This is a genomic window from Schaalia naturae (assembly GCF_042665795.1).
GTDB lineage: Bacteria > Actinomycetota > Actinomycetes > Actinomycetales > Actinomycetaceae > Pauljensenia > Pauljensenia naturae.
The window spans coordinates 2,223,557-2,242,405 of the sequence record NZ_JBHTEF010000001.1 but is presented as its reverse complement, the minus strand read 5'-3'; the positions used below and the strand labels follow the sequence as shown (position 1 = coordinate 2,242,405).

The window sequence follows — 18,849 nt, the reverse complement described above, 5'->3', positions numbered from 1 at the left end:
GCATGATGTCGGAGGAGAAGACGGGGGCGGATGGTCCGGCGGTGACGCCGCTCATCGAGGCCTGGGGGATCTCGAAGAAGTTCCCCGGCGTCCTCGCACTGGACGATGTGCGCTTCAGGCTGCTTCCGGGTGAGGTCCACGCGCTGGTGGGCGAGAACGGCGCGGGGAAGTCGACGCTGATGAAGATCCTGGGAGGGATCCACCAGCCCGACGCCGGCGTCATCAAGGTGGGCGGGCAGGCGACCACGATGAGCGGCCCGCTCGACGCGCAGAACAAGGGGATCTCGGTCATCCACCAGGAGCTCAACCTGATGCCGGACCTGACGGTCGCGGAGAACATCTTCTTCGGCCGGGAGCCATGGGTCGGGACGCGGTTCACCCTCTCGGACAGGAGGCTCTATGCCCAGACCCGCGAGCTCCTGGACAGGGTCGGCCTCGATCTCGATCCAACGGCGAAGGTCGGCAACCTGACCGTCGCGATGCAGCAGATGGTCGAGATCGCGAAGGCGCTGTCCTTCGACTCGAAGGTGCTCATCATGGACGAGCCGACCGCGGCCCTGACCGATCGCGAGGTCGAGGCGCTCTTCGAGGTCATCCACGACTTCGTCAGCCCCACGACGGGAGTCGTCTACATCTCGCACCGCATGGAGGAGATCAAGCGGATCTCCGACACGATCACCGTGATGCGCGATGGCCGCTGGATCTCGACGGGTCCCGCGGCCGAGCACTCGATCGACGACATCATCGCGAAGATGGTCGGCCGTCACCTGGTCTCGAACGTCCGTCCCGAGCCTCTGGCGCCGGATCGCGACATCGTGCTCAGAGTGAGCGGTCTGAGCACGAAAGAGCTGGTGAGGGATGTCTCCTTCGAGCTGCATCGCGGCGAGATCCTCGGGTTCAGCGGCCTGGTCGGAGCGGGACGGACGGAAGTCGCGCGTGCCGTCATCGGCGCCGACCCGACGACTGCGGGCGAGATCGAGGTCTTCGGCAAGAAGGTGCAGATCAAGAGTCCGGAGGACGCGGTCCGGCACTCCATCGCGTACCTGTCCGAGGACCGGAAGCGCTACGGGCTGCTCCTGGACAAGGATCTCGTCGAGAACGTCGCGCTCCCCTCGTACCGGTTGTGGTCGCGGGGCACCGTCGTCGACGACTCGAAGGCGCAGGGCACGGCCGAGACGTATATCGGCCGCCTGCGGGTCAGGACGCCGGGGCTGTCGCAGCTGGCCAAGAACCTGTCGGGGGGCAATCAGCAGAAGGTCGTCCTGTCCAAGTGGCTGGCACGTGACTGCGACATCCTCATCTTCGACGAGCCCACCCGCGGCATTGACGTCGGGGCGAAGGACGAGATCTACGACCTGCTCGACCAGCTGGTCGACGAGGGCAAATCCATCATCGTCATCTCATCGGAGATCCCGGAGATCCTCCGCGTCGCCCAGCGCATCGTCGTGATGTGCGAGGGGCGGGTCGCGGGCGTCGTGGACAACGCCGACGCCACCCAGGAGTCCATCATGGCGCTGGCCACCAGCCAGTCAACCTCTACCTTGAAGGAGTCAGCGTGAGCACCACACCGGTCACGGAACCGAAGACGGCAGGCGACGGCGTTCCCGCCGGAACGGAGCCCTCCCCGCGACGCGCCTCGGCGCAGAGGTCACCGGGCGCCACCCTGCAGGCCTTCGTGCGCAAGCACTCCTCACAGGTCCTGGTCGTGGTCTCGGAGCTGATCCTCATCGCGGGCTTCTCGATCGCGAGTCCGTACTTCCTCCAGATCAGCAACTTCTCGGCGCTGCTCCTGGACGCCTCCGTCTACATCCTGCTGGCCCTGGGCCTCACATTCGTCATCGCGACCGGAGGGATCGATCTGACGCCCGGCTTCGGGATCGCCTTCACCAGCGTGTGCCTGGCGCTGGTGATGACCAAGTGCTTCAACGCGGGCCTGCCGGTCTGGTTGTGCGTGACGCTGGGTGTGCTGGCCGGTGTGCTCTCCGGAGCGTTGATGGGGTCGGCGAACGGGGTGATGGTCGCCTACCTCCGCATGCAGCCGATGATCGCCACGCTGGCGATGATGCTCGTCGCGTGGGGACTGGCGATGGTGCTGTCGGGGACCTCCGCGATCCCCCTCACGCAGTTCCCCGGATTCCTCCTGCTGGGGCAGGGCCGTGCGATCGGGGGGATCACCAACGCCGTCTGGCTGTGCCTGATCGCCGCGATCATCGCCGCGTTCCTCCTCAACAAGACGCTCATCGGCCGCTACGCCCTGGCCATGGGCTCCAACGAGGAGGCGACCCGGCTGTCCGGTGTCAACGTCACGCGGTGGAAGTTCAGGGTCTATGCGCTGGCCGGCTCGTTCACGGGCCTCGCCGGCGTGCTGATGGCCTCGCGGCTGGCCTCGGGTAAACCGGATGTCGGCCAGTCCTATGAGATGTACGCCATCGCGGCGGCGGTCCTGGGCGGAGCCTCGCTCCTGGGCGGGCGAGCCTCGGTGTTCGGCTCCGTCGTCGGCGCGATCCTCATCGCGACGATCCGCAACGGCGCGGTGCTGATGGGCATCCCGGACCAGTGGCAGAAGGTCCTGCTGGGAGTCGTGGTGCTCGCTGCCGTCTACCTCGACGTCCGGCGCAAGGACCGGTGAATCGCAGGAACTGGTCGCTGCAGGCCGCGGCGATCGACACAAGGCACAACGAGAGGAAGTCATGAGAGCCACACATCATCTCATCGCCGCCCTGAGCGCGGCGGCACTGTCCGTCGCAGGCCTCGCGGCCTGCTCCGACTCCGGATCGTCGGGCGCCTCGTCTGGAGACGCGGGGAGCTCGGGCGGGGGCGACACCTACATCGCCGTGGTGGCGAAGGGCTATGCCAGCCCGTTCTGGGCGGCCGTGAAGTCGGGATCGGAAGATGCGGCGAAGGACCTCGGCATCTCGATCACCTTCAACGGCCCCGACACGGAGACGGACACCCCGCGTCAGAACGACCAGCTGAACCAGGCCCTGGTGAAGAGGCCGGCGGCCCTGGTCTTCGCCGCGCTGGACTCGACGGCGCAGGCTTCCGTGCTCCAGCAGTTCAAGGACGCCAACATCCCGGTCGTCGCCTTCGACTCCGGCGTCCCGGGCTCGGACATCCCGGTCACGACCGTGGCCACCGACAACAAGGCGGCCGCGGCCAAGGGCGCCGAGGAGCTGTCTGGTCTGCTCGGCGCCAAGGGAAAGGTCGCCATCATCTGCCACTCGCAGACGTCGGTCACCGGTCAGGATCGCGAGCAGGGATTCCGGGACTGGATCGCAGAGAACGCTCCGGACGTCGAGATCGTGGACGTCCAGTACAACAACTCCGACCAGGCGGTGGCCCAACAGCAAGCGGCGGCGATCCTGCAGGCGCATCCGGACCTCAACGGCATCTTCGCGACGGATGACGACGGCGCGGTGGCCGCGGCCCAGGCGGTCAAGACCGCTGGACGCACGGACGCGGTGAAGGTCGTCGGCTTCGACTCCGGCGCTCCGCAGATCGAGCTGATCAAGGAGGGCGTGATCGCGGGTTCGATCACGCAGAACCCCTACCAGATGGGCTACGACGCCGTGAAGACGGCCCTCGACGTCGTCAACGGGAAGGCGCCGGCGGAGGAGTTCATGGACTCGGGCTTCTACTGGTACGACGCCACGAACCTGGAGGATCCCGAGATCCAGAAGGCGGTCTACGAGTGACCGCCGGTCATCGGTGGCCTCCCGTAGGTGAATGACAAGGGGTGGTCCGGGCCCAGGGCCCGGACCACCCCTGATCTGTGGGCCCCGGCGCGTCGGTCTCGCCGAGAAGGAGCCGGAGAGGCCTCAGGGGAGGCGGGGATCGGCAGCTCCTCTGGTGATCGCCGCCGGTCCTGGGCGGGCGGGCCCGGTTGTGCTCCTCGTGATGAGCCGCGGGGGGAGAACGGTCTCGGTGTGCGGGCGGGCGGGATTCTCGATCCCCTCGATGAGCCGCTGGACAGAGATCTCGGTGAGGCGTCGGGTGTCCTGGGCGACCGTGGTCAGCCCCAGGTAGCTTGTCCGGCCGACGGGGCTGTTGTCGTAGCCGATGATCGACATGCCCTCGGGGACCGTCAGCCCGGCCTGCTCGGCGGCCTGGATCATGCCGACGGCGCAGGAGTCGTTGTAACAGATCACGGCCGTGGTGGCGGGAGCCCTCTCCAGGAGTTCGCGCCCGGCGCGCAGGCCGTCCTCCTCGTCGTTCCCACCGCGCTGGATGTGGAGGAGATCCCCCAGCGCATGTTCGCGCATCCCCTCGACATATCCTCGTCGTCGTTCTTCGGCGCCCGAGTTATCCCCTCCGTCGACATGGGCGATGCGCGTGTGACCGAGGGAGACGAGGTGGTCCACCGCGGATCGAACGCCCAGGTCGCCCGCGGTGCGGACGACGTCGAAGGAACCGGTCCATTCGGCATGGCCGAGGACGGCCACGGGCATGCGGGTCGGCGAGCCCAGCAGCGACTCGGGGACCGAGTGCATCCCGACGATCAGAATCCCCTCGCACGACCCCTCGATCAGTGACTCCGTCGCCCGGTCCAGGGGCCTGGAACTGGTGACGGCGCTGAGCAGGACGTTGTAGCCCGCGGCTTCGGCGACCCGGTAGACGTGGTCGACGGCCTCGACGTGGAAGCTTTGGGAGAGGTCCAGTGCCACTCCGATCAGGTGCGACCGGTTCTTGGCGAGCAGGCTGGCGGCGGTGTTGACGCGATAGCCGAGGTCGTCCGCCGCCTGCAGCACGGCCTTCCTGCTCGTCGGCGACGGACCCGGCTTGTGGCGCAGCGCGAGCGAGGCCAGCGCCGGGGACACTCCCGCCCTCCGCGCGACATCGCTCAAACTCGGACGATCATGTCCAGACATGTGACGCTCTTCGTTGACGGATTGACAGGTCGATGTTATATGCTTGAGCTCGATTTGAAGCGCTTTAATAACGAGGTGCTCTCAACATCGCCCCCGCGATGGATGCCCGACGAGGTGGCGGGCAAGCGGGGATCACGACCAGCAGTGCGGCGAGGAGGCTGAATCTGTGAAGACGATTGAGGAGACGTACGACGTCGTCGTGTGCGGCGGCGGGCTGGCGGGCGTGAGCGCGGCGGTCGCGTCCGCACGGCACGGCGCGAGGACCTGTCTGGTCCAGGACAGGCCGGTCCTGGGAGGGAACTCGTCCTCGGAGATCCGCGTGACGCCGCATGGGGCGGCCGCCTTTCACGCCTACGCGCGGGAGACGGGGATCGTGTCCGAGGCGCTGACGGCGGAGCGCGCCGCGAACCACGAGCCGATCATGGAGAACGGGTGGACGAACTCGGTATGGGATCTCACCTTGTACGATCTCGTGACGCGCACGAGGGGTCTGACGGTCCACCTGAACACGACGGTCGAGGAGGTCAAGAGCGAAGGGCAGGAGATCCGGGAGGTCGTCGCCCGCGTCGCCAACGCGGAGACGGCGCTGAGACTGCGCGCGCGAGAGTTCATCGACTGCACAGGGGACGGGACCGTGGGCGACCTCGCAGGCGCGAGGTCGATGAGCGGCACTGAGGCGCGGTCGGAGTTCAACGAGCCGCATGCCCCGGAGGAGCCCTCAGAGGAGGTCATGGGAAGCTCGCTCCACTTCAAGACGATCGACGTCGGCCACCCGGTCCCCTTCGCCGCGCCCGAGTGGGCGGTGCGCTACGACGATCCGTCCTTCTTCTACGAAGGAGGGCGAGTCCCCAAGACCCTCCGCTCCGGATACTGGTGGATCGAGATCGGCCCTCCCTGGGACACCCTGCACGATAACGAGGCGCTGCGTCACGAACTGACGCGCCACGTCCTCGGGATCTGGGACTACATCAAGAACCGCGATCCGCAGCTCAGGGCCAGAGCGCGGAACCTCGCGCTCGACTGGGTCGGGCAGGTGCCCGGCAAACGGGAGACGCGCCGTTTGATCGGGCGCTCGATTCTCACCGAGAACGACCTCATCGGGAGGGCGGTCTTCGACGACGAGGTCGCCTACGGGGGCTGGTACGTCGACCTCCATACCCTGGGCGGGCTCCTCGCCGAGAACTCGGAGCCGCTCAACGCGCGGCACCTGGACCCGACCACGGAGTACGCGGTGAAAACCTACGTCGGTCCCTTCGGGATCCCCCTGAGCATCCTGGTCTCGCGGGATGTCGCGAATCTTCTCATGGCCGGACGCGACGTCAGCGCGACGCATGCCGCCCTCGGGTCGATCCGGGTGATGAGCACCTGTGCCCTCATGGGTCAGGCTGCCGGGACGACCGCGGCCGTCGCGATCCGCCACGGGGTCGGTCTCGAGTCGGCCCGCCGGGACCACATCGCCGAGATCCAGCAGATCCTCCTGCGCGACGGCTGCTTCCTGCCCAACGTGAGGAATGCGGACCCGCTCGATCTCGCGAGATCGGCCTCGGTCTCGGCATCGAGCCAGGAGCTCCTGCGCGGGACGGGCCCCTTCTCCCCGAGCCGCCTCGCCGACCTGGGGCAGTGGACCGACCATCCGGTCTATCCGTACTCGGGCGTTCTCGAGCGCCGATGCGCCCAGTGGATCGCGCTCGGGACGAGGCCGAGGCTCGACGCCGTCGAGGTCTGCCTATCCAACTCGACCTCGGCGCCCAGGCCCATCCGGGCCCGGCTCTTCGTGGTCGATGGGATCTGGGACTACCGGGTCGATCCGGGCGACCCTGTGGCGCAGACGGTTCTCGAGGCTCCCCCCGGCGGACCCCAGTGGGTGCGGTGGGATCTCGGGGGCGGCGTCGATCCGTCGAGCCTGCCGGCGAACGGGTACGTGCGCGTGGACCTGGACGCCGATCCCGATGTCGAATGGCACGTGTCGGAGGACGTCGTCCCGGCGAACCTCGCCGCCTACGAGGCGCAGCCGGGGCGGTACCGGCGGTTCGCCGGAGGGGCGTCCTTGAGCTTCCGGGTAGAGCCTCCGCAGGACTGCTTCTCCCCGGACAACGTCATCTCGGGGGTGACCAGGCCGTCGGAGTCCACCAACCTGTGGAGGTCGGACCCCGTCGACCCCCTGCCCCAGTGGTTGCAGCTCGAATGGCCTGCCCCTCAGACGATCGCGCAGATCCAGCTGACCTTCGAAGGCCAGCTCCTGCGTGAGTACCACGCCTATCCGCCGTTCTACCGGGATCCCCAGGTCTCGGCGGACTATGAGATCCAGGTGAGGAGATCCGGCCGATGGGTCCCGGTGTCCGCCGCGCGCCGCAACTTCGCGACCCGAGTCGTGCACGATCTCGCGGAACCGGTGTCCGCCGACGCGCTCAGGGTGGTCGTCCAGGCGACGAACGGAGACGCCTCCGCCGGCATCTTCGAAGTCCGCTGCTATGCGGATGCCGTCTGCGCGCCGACGCCGTTCGGGCCGCACACCGGGAGTCCGGAGAGCTGTCTCCCGAACGGCGGGCGCGGGGGACAGTGGCAAGACAACAGACGTCATTCTCATGAAGAAGCCCGTGCCTCCTGAAAGGAACCTGCAATGTGGCAGAGCATCGTCATCCTTCTCTTCTTCGCCCTCGTCGTCGGCCTCATGGTCTCGAGGAGACTTCCGGCGCTCGTCGCCCTTCCCCTGATGGCCGTCGGCGTATGCCTCATCGCCGGCGTCGCGCCCTTCGCGACCGACGCGGGCGGGAACGAGATCGGTTTCGTCCAGACCGTCATCGAGGACGGGGCCGTCCGTCTCTCCTCCACGTTCATGGCTGTGGTCTTCGGTTCCTGGCTCGGGCAGATGCTCAACCGGACCGGCGTGACGGAATCAATCATCAAGAAGGCCGGTGAACTCGGCGGCGATCGCCCGCTGGTCACGGTCCTCCTGCTGTCCGTCGTCATCAGCGGGCTCTTCACCGTGTTGTTCGGCTTGGGCGGGATCATCATGGTCGGTCAGATCGCCCTCCCGATCCTGCTGACGATCGGTGTTCCCGCGCTGTCGACCGCTTGTATCTTCCTGTTGTCGTACTCGACGGGAATCGCGATCAACGTCGTGCAGTGGCAGCTTTTCTCCTCGATCTTCGGTGTCAGCACGGCGGAGATCCGGCCGTATGCCTTCATCATGGCCGGCGTCAACCTGGTGGCGACCCTCGTGCTCATCCTCGTCGAGTTCAAGCGCAACGGAGTCCGCTACGGCATGTCAGCTCGCAGCAGTTCGATGACTCCGGATGCCGCGTCGGCCTCGGCGCCGCGAGGCTGGCGCGCTCCGCTCGCGACGTTCACCCCCCTGATCCCGATCATCCTGGTCGCGGTCTTCGACTTCCCGGCGATCACGGCCTTCCTCATCGCCCTGATCTGGCTCGCCCTGTTCACGGCCGGCGGATTCCAGGAGAAGATCCGCCTCCTGACCAAGACGTGCTACGAGGGGATCACGGATGCGGGTCCCGCCATCATCCTCTTCGTCGGCATCGGGATGCTCCTCAATGCGACGACGAACTCGCAGGTCGCCAGCGTCCTCGCCCCCGTCATCAACGCGATCACGCCGACGTCGGCACTCGCGTTCGCCCTGTTCTTCATCATCCTCGCCCCCCTGTCGCTCTACCGCGGCCCGCTCCACATCAACGGTCTGGGCTCGGGAATCGCGGGGTTGATGATGGCGAGCGGCCAGCTTCCGGCGGCCGCGATCTTCGGTGCGTTCTTCTCCCTGGACCGCATCAACGTTCCCGCAGACCCGACCAACACGATGAACGTGTGGACGGGCAACTACGTGGGATGCGATCCGGTGGCCATCCTCAAGCGACTCCTGCCCTATGTCTGGGTGGTTGCCGCCATCGGCATCGGATATGCGCTGGTCACGGTCTTCTGAGTGATTCCGGCGACGACTGCGCGGTCGTGACGAAAAGAGTGAAGAAGGAGAGGCAGCATGACAGTCCGGATCGGAATCGACGTCGGGGGGACGTTCACAGACGCCGTCGCGTTGGACAACGAGACCTATGAACTGCTGGGGTCCGTGAAGATCCCCACGACCCACACGGCGGACGCCGGGGTGGCGGCGGGGATCGTCGAGTCGCTCAACCGGTTGATGGAGCAGTGCGGGATCCAGCCCGAAGATGTGTCCTTCATCGCCCACGGGACCACACAGGCGACGAATGCGCTGCTCGAGGGCGACGTGGCTCCCGTGGGGATCCTGACGTACTGGGAGGGGCTCGAAGGTCGCAAGGCCAAGGCCGACACGAGGATCGGCGACATCGAACTCGCTCCCGGCAAGAGGCTGAGGACCGCCAATGCCTGTGTGGAGGTCAAGGGGGCGGGCGCGGACCTCGCCGGAGCCACGGACCGAGCGGTCGCCGGACTCGCGGCCTCCGGTGCCGCCGCTGTGGTGGCCGCCGAGGCGTTCAGCGTGGACGACGACCGCAATGAGAACCTCGGAGTCGAGCGCGCCGAAGCGGCGGGGCTCCCGGCGACGGCCACGAATGACGTCTCGAAGCTTTACGGGCTCAAGATCCGCACCCGCACGGCTGTCGTCAACGCGTCGATCATGCCGAAGATGCTGGACACGGCCAACTTGACGGAGAGCTCCATCAAGGAGGCGAGGATCTCGGCGCCGCTGATGGTCATGCGCTGCGACGGCGGTGTGATGACGGTCGAGGAGGTCCGTCGCCGGCCGATCCTGACCATCCTCTCGGGTCCCGCCGCCGGGGTCGCCGGGGCCCTGATGTACGAGCGCCTGTCCGACGGCCTCTTCTTCGAGGTGGGTGGCACCTCCACCGACATCTCCTGTGTGAAGGACGGGCGCGTCATGGTGAGGTATGCCGAGGTCGGCGGGCACAAGACCTATCTGAACTCCTTGGACGTGCGGACGGTCGGGATCGGTGGCGGCTCGATGATCCAGCTCGACGGCGGGATCCCCGTCGCCGTGGGCCCGCGGTCCGCCCACATCGCCGCGCTTGAGTATGAGGTCTTCCACGATCCCGTCGAGGATCCGACGTTGGCGGTGGTGTCGCCGATGGCGGGCGACCCGACCTATGCCGTCGTGCGCGGCGTCGACGGCGCGACGGTCGCCCTCACTCTCACGGGTGCGGCGAACATCGCCGGATTCGCCTCCGGGGACGACTACGCGGCGGGAGACGTCACGGCGGCGCGCAGGGCGTGGGCTCCTCTGGCGGCGTCGATGGGGTGCAGCGTCGAGGACGCCGCCCGCCGGGTCCTGGACCTCGCTGCTGAGAAGAACGAGAAGGTCGCCCAGGCGCTCATGCGGGACTACTCGATGAATCCGGAGACGACGGTCTTCGTCGGGGGAGGCGGAGGAGCGTCCACAGCGGTTCCAGCGCTGGCGGAGAAGATGGGCGCGGAGTGGAGGCTCGCGAGGAACTCCTCCGTCATCTCGCCCATCGGCGTGGCGCTGGCCCTGGTGCGCGACACGGTCGAGCGGACGATCGTCGATCCGACGCAGGAGGACATCCTCGCGGTGCGCAACGAGGCCGAGTCCCAGGCGGTGAGGGCGGGCGCCTCACCGGGCACGATCGAGGTCTCGGTCGAGGTCGATCCCCAGCGCAACCTCGTGAGAGCCGTCGCCACCGGCGCAACGGAACTGCGCTCGAAGGACCGCAGGCAGGAGCCCCTGGCCGATGCGGAATTGGCCCGGATCTGCGCGCAGAGCATGGGCCTGTCGGACTCGTCGATCGCCGAGTCCGCGCGGTCCGAGGGCCTTCACGTCTACCAGGGCGCCATCCGGCCGCGACGTTTCTTCGGTCTGGTGCCGGGGAAGGCCGTCGAACCCGTGCGCGTGATCGACGACTTCGGCGTCGTCCGACTCCAGAGGAAGGACGGCGCCGTCGTCCAGACGACGGTCTCGGCGTGGAAGGACGTCACTCGGAGGGCCGTCGAGAACCACACGGTCTACGACGATGGCGGGGCCAGCCTGCCGAACGTCCACCTGATCTGCGGCCAGCGGATCGTCGATCTGTCCGGGGTGCAGAGCCTCGACCAGATCATCGCGCTCGGCGAGGCGGAGCTTCACCGATTCGACGCCTCCCAGCCGATGGCCGTGCTCGTCAGCGCGCGCGTCGACTGAAGAGGAAGGCCGCCCGGCATGCTCCTCTTCCCGTATCCCACCAAGGATCTGGCTCGCATCGAGGTCCAGCGCGATCCGGTGTGCGCCCGGATGCGCGAGGCCGAGCAGTCGGCGCTGATCGACGGCGCATGGGGGTTCGGGCGCGTCGCGGGGCGGACCTGGCTCCCGGCCGGGGAGGCGTCCGCGGCGGCATGGGAGGTCGCCGTCCAGGAGGTCGGCGCTCGCGTGCGCCACGATGACCGCGGGCTCGCGGCGTGGGGAGGATTCGTCGGCGAGTACGACCCCTCGACGGCCACGATCGTCCTGCACGAGGGGGCCCTGCGGCAGTGGGAGGAGGAGACGGGTATCGACCGGACGGCGGCGCGCCGTATCGCGCTGGCGCACGAGTTCTTCCACCATCTGGACTGCTCGGGGCGCGTCCTCCCGTGGTCATCGGTCCGGATGCCCGACAGGCGTCTCACCCGTCTCATCCCCTCCAGGGGCCGGCCGCGGGGCGTGCTGGAGGCGTGCGCCCACGGATTCGCCTCCATCGCCCTCGACCCGGGGGAGGCGGGGTAGGGGAACGAGGCGGGGCCCGGACCCATCGGGTCCGGGCCCCGCCTCGTTCCTCGCAGCCGGGCCGCTCGCCGTGCGGCGACTCAGGGCGCGGGGATGAGGATGTCGCGGACCAGGGAGTCGAGCTTCGCGTCGGCGTCGAGGAACTGGCGCAGCGTCTTGGCGGTGGGGCCGAAGGAGATGAACTCGTCGACCGTCATGCCGTCCTCGTCATAGGCGCGGGAGAAGTCCGGGATGCGGCGCAGCTGCTCGATGTAATGGGGATCCACCGGCACCTGCATGCGGGCGACGGGCTGGTAGTCGGAGTCGTTGATGATCTTCTGCCACTTGAACGGCGGGGAGACCACGACGTCGCCGCCCTGGAACTCCGACCACTGGAGGACGTTGCGGAATGCCGCGGAGAGGAGGCGGGACCGGAATCCCCGTTCCTGGAAGATGCCGTAGGCCTTCTTGAAGGCGGCGATGCCGGCCCACTCCAGGGCGGAGGGATCGAGGTAGATGCCGTCGCGGGCGACCACCGACTTCAGCCAGTCGTCCAGGCGGCCAACCATGATGGTGACGACGGGTCCCATCCCGGAGGTGTCCAGACCCTCCTTGTCGCGTCGCTGGAGCCCGCGCTCGATGGCCTCCGCGGCGCGGACGGCCTGGGGGACGGAGAAGGACACCGTGACGTTGACGGACACGCCGCGGTAGGTGGCGTCCTCGATCGCCGCGATGCCGGTGCTCGTGGCGGGGATCTTCACGACGATGTTCGGCGCCATCTCGGAGAACTCGACGGCCTGGTCGGCCAGGTGCTTCGCATCGCGGTGGAAACGCGGATCCGTCTGCACCGACAGGCGCCCGTTGCGGCCCTTGTGCGCGGCGAAAGCCGGCTCCAGCAACTTGGCGGCCTCGATCGAGAGGTCCTTGACGGCGCGCCATCCGATCTCGGACTCGCTCCACGTGGGGTTCGCCTCGGCGATGGCCCGGATGCGGGGCTCCCAGACGTCGGGGTGCTGGGAGAGCGTGGTGTAGGCGATCACCGGGTTGCACGTGGCGCCGACGCCGCCGAAGCTGATCGACTGGCGCAGCTCGTCGAGGTCGGAGGAGTCGTTCCACAGGACGGTGGGAAAGGACTCGGTCGCAGTCAGGAGCGGACCGGGTGTCTGGGTGGGGATGCTCACTGGATCTCCTGTGTTCGAACGTTCCGGGCGCGCCATCGTTGGCGCGGACCGGTCATGACAGAACCAGTGAATGACGAATGAGCCGCTTTGTCAAGCTTTTGTTCGGACAATTAGGGTCGAGATGGGCCTGGACAGCCTCACTCCGCCGTGAGGGTGACCTGGAAGGAGTAGAGCTCGGCGTTGTAGATGTGAGCGCCGTGCTCGACGACGCTCCCGCTCGCGTCGTAGGCGGTGCGTTCCATCGTCAGTAGCGCGGCGCCCGGTTCGACGCCCAGCTGGTCCGCGTCCTCGGCGGTGGCGTTGCGCGCGCCCACCGACTGGCGGGCGGAGACCGGATGGATGCCGCGCTCCTCGAGGCAGGCGTAGAGGCCCTGGGAGCTCAACTCGGTGAAGGAGGGCGCGATCTTCGCGGGCAGGAGGTTTCTCAGCAGGGCGAGGCGCCGATCGTTGATCCACCGCCTTCGCTCGATGCTGACGATCTCGGTGTCCACCGGGCATCCGAGGAGCGCCGACTCTTCCTCCTGGGCGAGCTTGACCTCGTAGCTGAGGACCTCGGTGCGCGGATCGAAACCCGCTTTGACGAGATCGTCGTTAAGGGACGTGAGGGACAGCTGCCGCCTGACATGGGACGGCGTCACCCGGGTCCCGACCCCCCTTCGACGGGTGAGCAGACCGCGCCCGACCAGGTCCTGGAGGGCCCGGCGCGCGGTGGGGCGCGAGACGCTGAGACGATGCGCCATCGAGACCTCGTCCTCGATGAGCTGCCCGGGCTCGAGCCTGCCGGAGGTGATGAGCTCCTCCAGGGGCTGCGCGATCTGGTGGTACAGGGGGACCGGAGAGGATCGGTCGAGGTGGATGGCCGGGACGAAGGGCTCGTCCGAGGGGCCGGGGACGGCGGCATCCGAGGAGGAGCGGGGGGAGACGTCCGTCATTCGTGGTGTCCTCGTCGTCGATCTGACAGTGCGTGCTGATGCAACAGGGCCGATTGTACGGCAGAAAGGGCGCTTGTTGTTTTGTTCTGACAAAGACTTGACGAAGGGGTTCCAAACCCCCACACTTGAGGGTGCCACCAGCCCCGTAGACGTGGAAGGACCCCAGATGGCCAGTCCTGGACATTCACCGTTCGACATCCTCACCATTGGTCGCAGTGGTGTGGACATCTACCCGCTCGACATCAACGTCCCCCTGGAGGATGTCAAGACCTTCGGGAAGTTCCTGGGGGGATCGCCCACCAATGTGGCGGTGGCAGGCGCCCGGCTGGGCCACTCGACGGCCGCCATCACCGAGGTCGGCGATGATCCGTTCGGCGCGTTCGTCCGACAGGAGATGCGCCGCCTGGGCGTCTCCGACGACTACGTCACGGTCAACGGGGAGTTCAAGACCCCAGTGACCTTCTGCGCGATCATCCCCCCCGACGACTTCCCGCTCTACTTCTACCGGGAGCCCTCGGCCCCCGACCTGCAGCTCACGCCCGCCGAGATCCCCGTCGACGCCGTGCGCGAGGCGCGCATCTTCTGGCTGACCGTCACCGGGCTGTCGGTGGAGCCCACCCGCTCGGCGCACTTCGCGGCCCTGGACGCGCGAGCGAAGGAGGGTTGGACCGTCGCGGACCTCGACTACCGCGCCATGTTCTGGGAGGACGAGGCCACGGCCCACGAACAGGTCGAACGGATGCTCTCCCAGGTCAACGTGGCCATCGGCAACCGCGAGGAGTGCCGCATCGCCGTGGGCGAGACCGATCCCGACCGGGCTGCCGACGCGCTCCTGGAGCGCGGTGTGGAGATCGCCGTGGTCAAGCAGGGACGCCACGGCACTCTGGCCAAGACCCGCGAGGAACGCGTCGTCGCTCCGATCACGCCGACCCCCGTGTGCAACGGGCTCGGTGCGGGGGACGCGTTCGGCGGTTCCTTCTGCCACGCGCTCCTGGAGGGGATGGACCTCGGCCAGGCCGCACAGTTCGCCTCAGCGGCTGGTGGCATCGTCGCCTCCCGGCTGGAGTGCTCGACGGCGATGCCCACGGCCCAGGAGGTCTCCGACCTCATCGGGCAGTTCCCCGAGGAGACCAAGCCGACTGTGGAGAAGCGCTGATACCGACATGACCTACATCGAGACAATCACCGAGATCAGGGCCCAGACGCCCGGACGCATCGACGCCGCTCTGGCGGCACGCCCACGTGGCGACCTCGGCCATGCGGGATCCCTGATGGTCATCGCCTGCGACCACCCCGCGCGAGGCGCCCTGGGCGCAGGTCCCGAGCCGATGGCGATGGCCTCGCGCGAGGACCTCCTCGACCGGTGCGTGACCGCGCTGAACCGTCCCGGAGTCAACGGGTTCCTGGGGACCGCCGACCTCATCGAGGACCTCGCGCTCCTGGGGGCGTTGGACGGCAAGCTCGTCTGGGGCTCCATGAACCGGGTCGGGCTCCAGGGAGCGTCCTTCGAGATGGACGACCGCTTCGCGGGCTACGACGCCGAGGGCGTCGAGGCGGCCGGCCTCAACGGCGGCAAGATGCTCACCCGGATCAACTACGCCGATCCGCACACCGCCGACACGCTCGAGGCCGCGGCCCACGCCGTCGACGACCTGTCCTCCCGCGGGCTGACGGCCATGATCGAGCCCTTCATCTCCTCCTGGGAGTCGGGGCGCATCGTCAACGACCTCTCACCCGAGGCCGTCATGAAGTCCATCGCCATCGCCTCGGGGCTGGGGCGCACCTCGGCCCGGACCTGGCTGAAACTGCCCTGCGTCGGAGACATGGAGCGCGTCATGGAGGCCACGACGCTGCCCAGCCTCATCCTGGGAGGAGAGGTCTCCTCCGATCCGGAGGCCACCCGGGCGGCATGGGCGCAGGCGCTCGCGCTGCCCAACGTCCGCGGACTGGTGATCGGCCGGTCCCTCCTGTATCCGCCAGATGACGACGTCGAGGGCGCCGTCGACCAAGCTGTGGAGCTGCTATGAGCGAGTCGAAGTACATCATCCGGGCCGGCGAGACGGCGCACGACGCCTACGAGCTCGACCTGACCCCCGAGCGGGCCGGGTGGGAGTGGTCCTCCCTGCGCGTCATCCGCCTGGAGGCGGGAGGATCGCTGGACGTGCCGGGCGGGGAGGCGGAGTTCCTCGTCCTGCCCCTGAGCGGCGGATGCACCGTGACGGTGGACGGCCGGGACATCGCCGTCGAGGGTCGCGAGTCCGTGTTCACGGACATCACGGACTACGTCTACATCCCCCGCCGCACCGACATCCGTCTGGCCAGCGCGGCAGGCGCGCGCATCGCGCTGCCCGGCGCCAGGGCGACGAGGGACCTCTCCGCGCGCTACTGCCCGCGGGACGAGGTCGGGACCGCCCTGCGCGGCGCGGGCGACTGCTCCCGCCAGGTCAACAACTACTCGATGGGCAACCCGGTCGAGACCTCTCACCTGCTGGCCTGCGAGGTCCTCACGCCGGGAGGCGACTGGTCCTCCTACCCGCCCCACAAGCACGACGAGAACACCGCGGAGGAGCGCCAGCTGGAGGAGGTCTACTACTACGAGGTCCGCGAGGGCCGCGGGGGCGACCAGGGCTTCGGCATCCAGCGGATCTACCCGTCGCCCGGCCACGACATCGACGTGTGCGCGGAGGTCCGCGGCGGCGACGTCGTGGTGATGCCCTACGGGTACCACGGGCCCACTGTCGCGGCTCCCGGCTACGATCTGTACTACCTCAACGTCATGGCTGGTCCCGCCGAGGATGCCGTGTGGATGATGACCTTCGATCCCGACCACTCGTGGATCCGCGACACCTGGGACGACCAGGTGGTCGACCCGCGCCTGCCCATGACCCCGATGAACGACTGATGCCGTTTGGGGGCGGATCCGTCACGGCGGCGGGCCCGCCCTCCTCCCCGCGGCATCCCCCCACCCCAGGAGAACCCATGAACTCGAATCCGGTCCCCACCGTGCGCCTGACCGTCGCGCAGGCCACGATCCGGTTCCTCATCAACCAGTACTCGGAGCGTGACGGCGTCGAGCGCCGTTTCGTCACCGGGGCCTTCGGCATCTTCGGTCACGGCAACGTCGCCGGCCTCGGCCAGGCGCTGCTCCAGAACGAGATCGATCCGGAGCCCGACGGCGGGACGATGCCCTACGTCATGCCCCGCAACGAGCAGGGCATGGTCCACGCGGCCTCCGCCTACGCCAAGGCCACGAACCGGCTGCAGATCAAGATATGCACGGCATCGATCGGCCCCGGCTCGCTCAACATGGTCACGGGCGCGGCCCTGGCCACCACGAACCGTCTGCCGGTCCTGCTCTTCCCCTCCGACCAGTTCGCCACGCGCTATCCGGATCCGGTGCTCCAGCAGATCGAGAACCCGCAGACGTTGGACATGACCTGCAATGACGCGTTCCGCCCCGTGGCGGCCTTCTTCGACCGCATCAACCGTCCCGAGCAGTTGCTGCCCAGCCTCATGCAGGCGATGCGCACGCTCACCGACCCCGCTGACGCGGGGGCCGTCGTGCTCGCGATGCCCCAGGACGTCCAGGCCGAGGCCTTCGACTTCCCCGTCGAGATGTTCACCAAGCGCGTGTGGCATGTCCGCCGCGCCCCCCTGGACCGCGCGTCCCTGGACCGGGCGGCGGCGGCGATCCGCGCCAGCAAGCGCCCCATGGTCATCGCCGGCGGCGGTGTCATCTACTCGGAGGCGTCCGAGCAGCTGCGGGCCTTCGCCTCCGCCACGGGCATCCCCGTCGCCGACACCCAGGCCGGCAAGGGTGCGATCAACTTCGATCATCCCCAGTCCGTCGGGGGTGTGGGCTCGACGGGGGGCGACTCCGGCAACCACATCGCCGACAGGGCCGACCTCGTCATCGGCATCGGGACCCGCTACTCCGACTTTACGACCGCCTCCCGCACGCAGTTCAAGAACCCGGACGTCCGCTTCGTCAACGTCAACGTCAAACCCTTCGACGCCGTGAAGAACGCGGGGGAGATGCTGGTGGCGGACGCCCGCGAATCGCTCGAGGCGCTGACCGCGGCCCTGCGCGGCTACCGCGTCGAGGAGTCCTACGCCGAGGAGGTCGCCCGCGAGAAGGCGGCGTGGCACAAGCGCGTCGACCAGTGCTACCACCTGGACCACGGCCCTCTGCCGGCCCAGACGGAGGTCTTCGGCGCGCTCAATGAGATGATGGGGGACGACGACGTCGTCATCAACGCGGCGGGTTCGATGCCGGGCGACCTCCAGGCCCTGTGGCGCGCGCGCACCCCCGTCCAGTACCACGTCGAGTACGCCTTCTCGTGCATGGGGTACGAGATCCCGGCCGCCATGGGCGTCAAGATGGCGCTGCCGGATTCCGAGGTCGTGGCCATCGTCGGGGACGGGACCTACCAGATGCTGCCTCAGGAGCTGGCGACGGTGTCCCAGGAGGGCATCAAGGTCATCTACGTCCTGCTCCAGAACTACGGCTTCGCCTCGATCGGCGCGCTCTCGGAGTCCCACGGCTCCCAGCGTTTCGGCACCCGCTACCGCCAGGGCGGTCCCGGAGCCCACCACAACGAGGACGGCGCCAAGCTCGACGTCGACATCGCGGCCAATGCGAAGTCATGGGGCATCGACGTCCTCAAGGTGCACACGATCGACGAGTTCAGGCAGGCGTTCCGCCAGGCCGAGGCCTCCGACCGGGCGACGATGATCCACATCGAGACGGACCTGTACGGTCCGAATCCGCCTGCGTCGTCGTGGTGGGACGTCCCCGTCTCGCAGACCTCGAGGCTGGAGTCCACGAACCAGGCGTACGCGGCGTACCTGGAGGACAAAGCGGGCCAGCGCCACTATCTGAGGTGAGCGCCGGGGTCGGGACCCGGCGCCCCCGCCGTGTGAAGGCGAGGCGGGCCCGAGGTCCCGGCCTGGGTCGGGGGTGGTCGGACGTCGAGGGCGTCCGCCCGCCCCTCAGCCATGTCCGGTCAGGGAGGTGCCCGCTCCGCTCCCGGTCGAGGAGGGATCGGGGCGTCCGAGGTGACCAATTGTCCCTTCTTTGTCATGACAAAGAGCCTGTGTGGGACTAAAGTAGGAGGAGCCGCGGCGGGGATCCCGCCGGGATCGGCCGACGCAATTCGACGACGAAACGGCAACAAGGAGATCCGGAC

Annotated in this window: 14 protein-coding genes; 11 read left to right on the top strand and 3 right to left on the bottom strand. The window is 68.2% G+C overall.

Features of this window, described 5'->3' with window-relative positions:
• Positions 1-2 precede the first annotated feature (2 nt).
• The 3 genes from ACFQWG_RS09945 to ACFQWG_RS09935 all read left to right on the top strand — a co-directional run bounded on the left by ACFQWG_RS09945 (position 3) and on the right by ACFQWG_RS09935 (position 3,695).
• Positions 3-1,559, top strand: coding sequence for a sugar ABC transporter ATP-binding protein (locus tag ACFQWG_RS09945; protein WP_380974893.1), 1,557 nt, complete (start codon positions 3-5; stop codon positions 1,557-1,559).
• Complete coding sequence (locus ACFQWG_RS09940) at positions 1,556-2,629, top strand: ABC transporter permease (RefSeq protein WP_380974891.1); 1,074 nt, start codon at positions 1,556-1,558, stop codon at positions 2,627-2,629. Before ACFQWG_RS09945 ends, ACFQWG_RS09940 begins: the two co-directional genes overlap by 4 nt.
• A 61-nt stretch (positions 2,630-2,690) precedes the next feature.
• Positions 2,691-3,695 carry an ABC transporter substrate-binding protein gene (locus tag ACFQWG_RS09935; protein ID WP_380974889.1) on the top strand — a complete coding sequence of 335 codons (1,005 nt, stop codon included), beginning with the start codon at positions 2,691-2,693 and terminating at the stop codon, positions 3,693-3,695.
• 123 nt (positions 3,696-3,818) lie between these two features.
• Here ACFQWG_RS09935 and ACFQWG_RS09930 read toward each other — a convergent pair whose 3' ends face one another.
• On the bottom strand, positions 3,819-4,844 hold the full coding sequence (locus tag ACFQWG_RS09930; RefSeq protein ID WP_380974887.1) for a LacI family DNA-binding transcriptional regulator: 1,026 nt from the start codon (positions 4,842-4,844) through the stop codon (positions 3,819-3,821).
• 190 nt (positions 4,845-5,034) lie between these two features.
• Here ACFQWG_RS09930 and ACFQWG_RS09925 point away from each other — a divergent pair, with 190 nt between their 5' ends.
• Genes ACFQWG_RS09925 through ACFQWG_RS09910 form a run of 4 tightly spaced genes read left to right on the top strand, consistent with a single transcriptional unit; the run spans position 5,035 to position 11,568 of the window.
• Complete coding sequence (locus tag ACFQWG_RS09925; protein WP_380974885.1) at positions 5,035-7,476, top strand: FAD-dependent oxidoreductase; 2,442 nt, start codon at positions 5,035-5,037, stop codon at positions 7,474-7,476.
• A 12-nt stretch (positions 7,477-7,488) separates the two neighbouring features.
• Positions 7,489-8,802, top strand: a complete 1,314-nt coding sequence (locus tag ACFQWG_RS09920; protein WP_380974883.1) for a C4-dicarboxylate ABC transporter — start codon at positions 7,489-7,491, stop codon at positions 8,800-8,802.
• Positions 8,803-8,859: 57 nt separating this feature from the next.
• Positions 8,860-11,010: a hydantoinase/oxoprolinase family protein gene (locus ACFQWG_RS09915; RefSeq protein ID WP_380974881.1), complete on the top strand. Its 2,151-nt coding sequence runs from the start codon at positions 8,860-8,862 to the stop codon at positions 11,008-11,010.
• Positions 11,011-11,028: 18 nt separating this feature from the next.
• The gene (locus ACFQWG_RS09910; RefSeq protein WP_380974879.1) at positions 11,029-11,568 is read left to right on the top strand and encodes a hypothetical protein; all 540 of its coding nucleotides are present in this window, start codon (positions 11,029-11,031) and stop codon (positions 11,566-11,568) included.
• Between the two features lie 80 nt (positions 11,569-11,648).
• Here ACFQWG_RS09910 and ACFQWG_RS09905 read toward each other — a convergent pair whose 3' ends face one another.
• Both ACFQWG_RS09905 and ACFQWG_RS09900 read right to left on the bottom strand, forming a co-directional pair.
• Positions 11,649-12,722: a transaldolase family protein gene (locus ACFQWG_RS09905; protein ID WP_380976308.1), complete on the bottom strand. Its 1,074-nt coding sequence runs from the start codon at positions 12,720-12,722 to the stop codon at positions 11,649-11,651.
• Between the two features lie 143 nt (positions 12,723-12,865).
• A complete protein-coding gene (locus ACFQWG_RS09900; RefSeq protein WP_380974877.1) occupies positions 12,866-13,660 on the bottom strand; it encodes a GntR family transcriptional regulator in 795 nt (264 codons plus the stop codon).
• 166 nt (positions 13,661-13,826) lie between these two features.
• Here ACFQWG_RS09900 and iolC point away from each other — a divergent pair, with 166 nt between their 5' ends.
• From iolC to iolD, 4 genes are all read left to right on the top strand, one after another.
• Positions 13,827-14,816 (top strand): 5-dehydro-2-deoxygluconokinase, encoded by a 990-nt coding sequence (iolC, locus tag ACFQWG_RS09895; RefSeq protein ID WP_380974875.1) that lies wholly within the window; start codon positions 13,827-13,829, stop codon positions 14,814-14,816.
• Between the two features lie 7 nt (positions 14,817-14,823).
• Positions 14,824-15,687, top strand: coding sequence for a Cgl0159 family (beta/alpha)8-fold protein (locus tag ACFQWG_RS09890; RefSeq protein ID WP_380974873.1), 864 nt, complete (start codon positions 14,824-14,826; stop codon positions 15,685-15,687).
• Positions 15,684-16,562 (top strand): 5-deoxy-glucuronate isomerase, encoded by an 879-nt coding sequence (gene iolB / locus ACFQWG_RS09885; protein ID WP_380974871.1) that lies wholly within the window; start codon positions 15,684-15,686, stop codon positions 16,560-16,562. The genes ACFQWG_RS09890 and iolB overlap by 4 nt, the downstream gene beginning before the upstream one ends.
• Before the next feature lie 77 nt (positions 16,563-16,639).
• Positions 16,640-18,547, top strand: coding sequence for a 3D-(3,5/4)-trihydroxycyclohexane-1,2-dione acylhydrolase (decyclizing) (iolD, locus tag ACFQWG_RS09880; protein WP_380974869.1), 1,908 nt, complete (start codon positions 16,640-16,642; stop codon positions 18,545-18,547).
• The last annotated feature ends 302 nt before the right edge of the window (positions 18,548-18,849 follow it).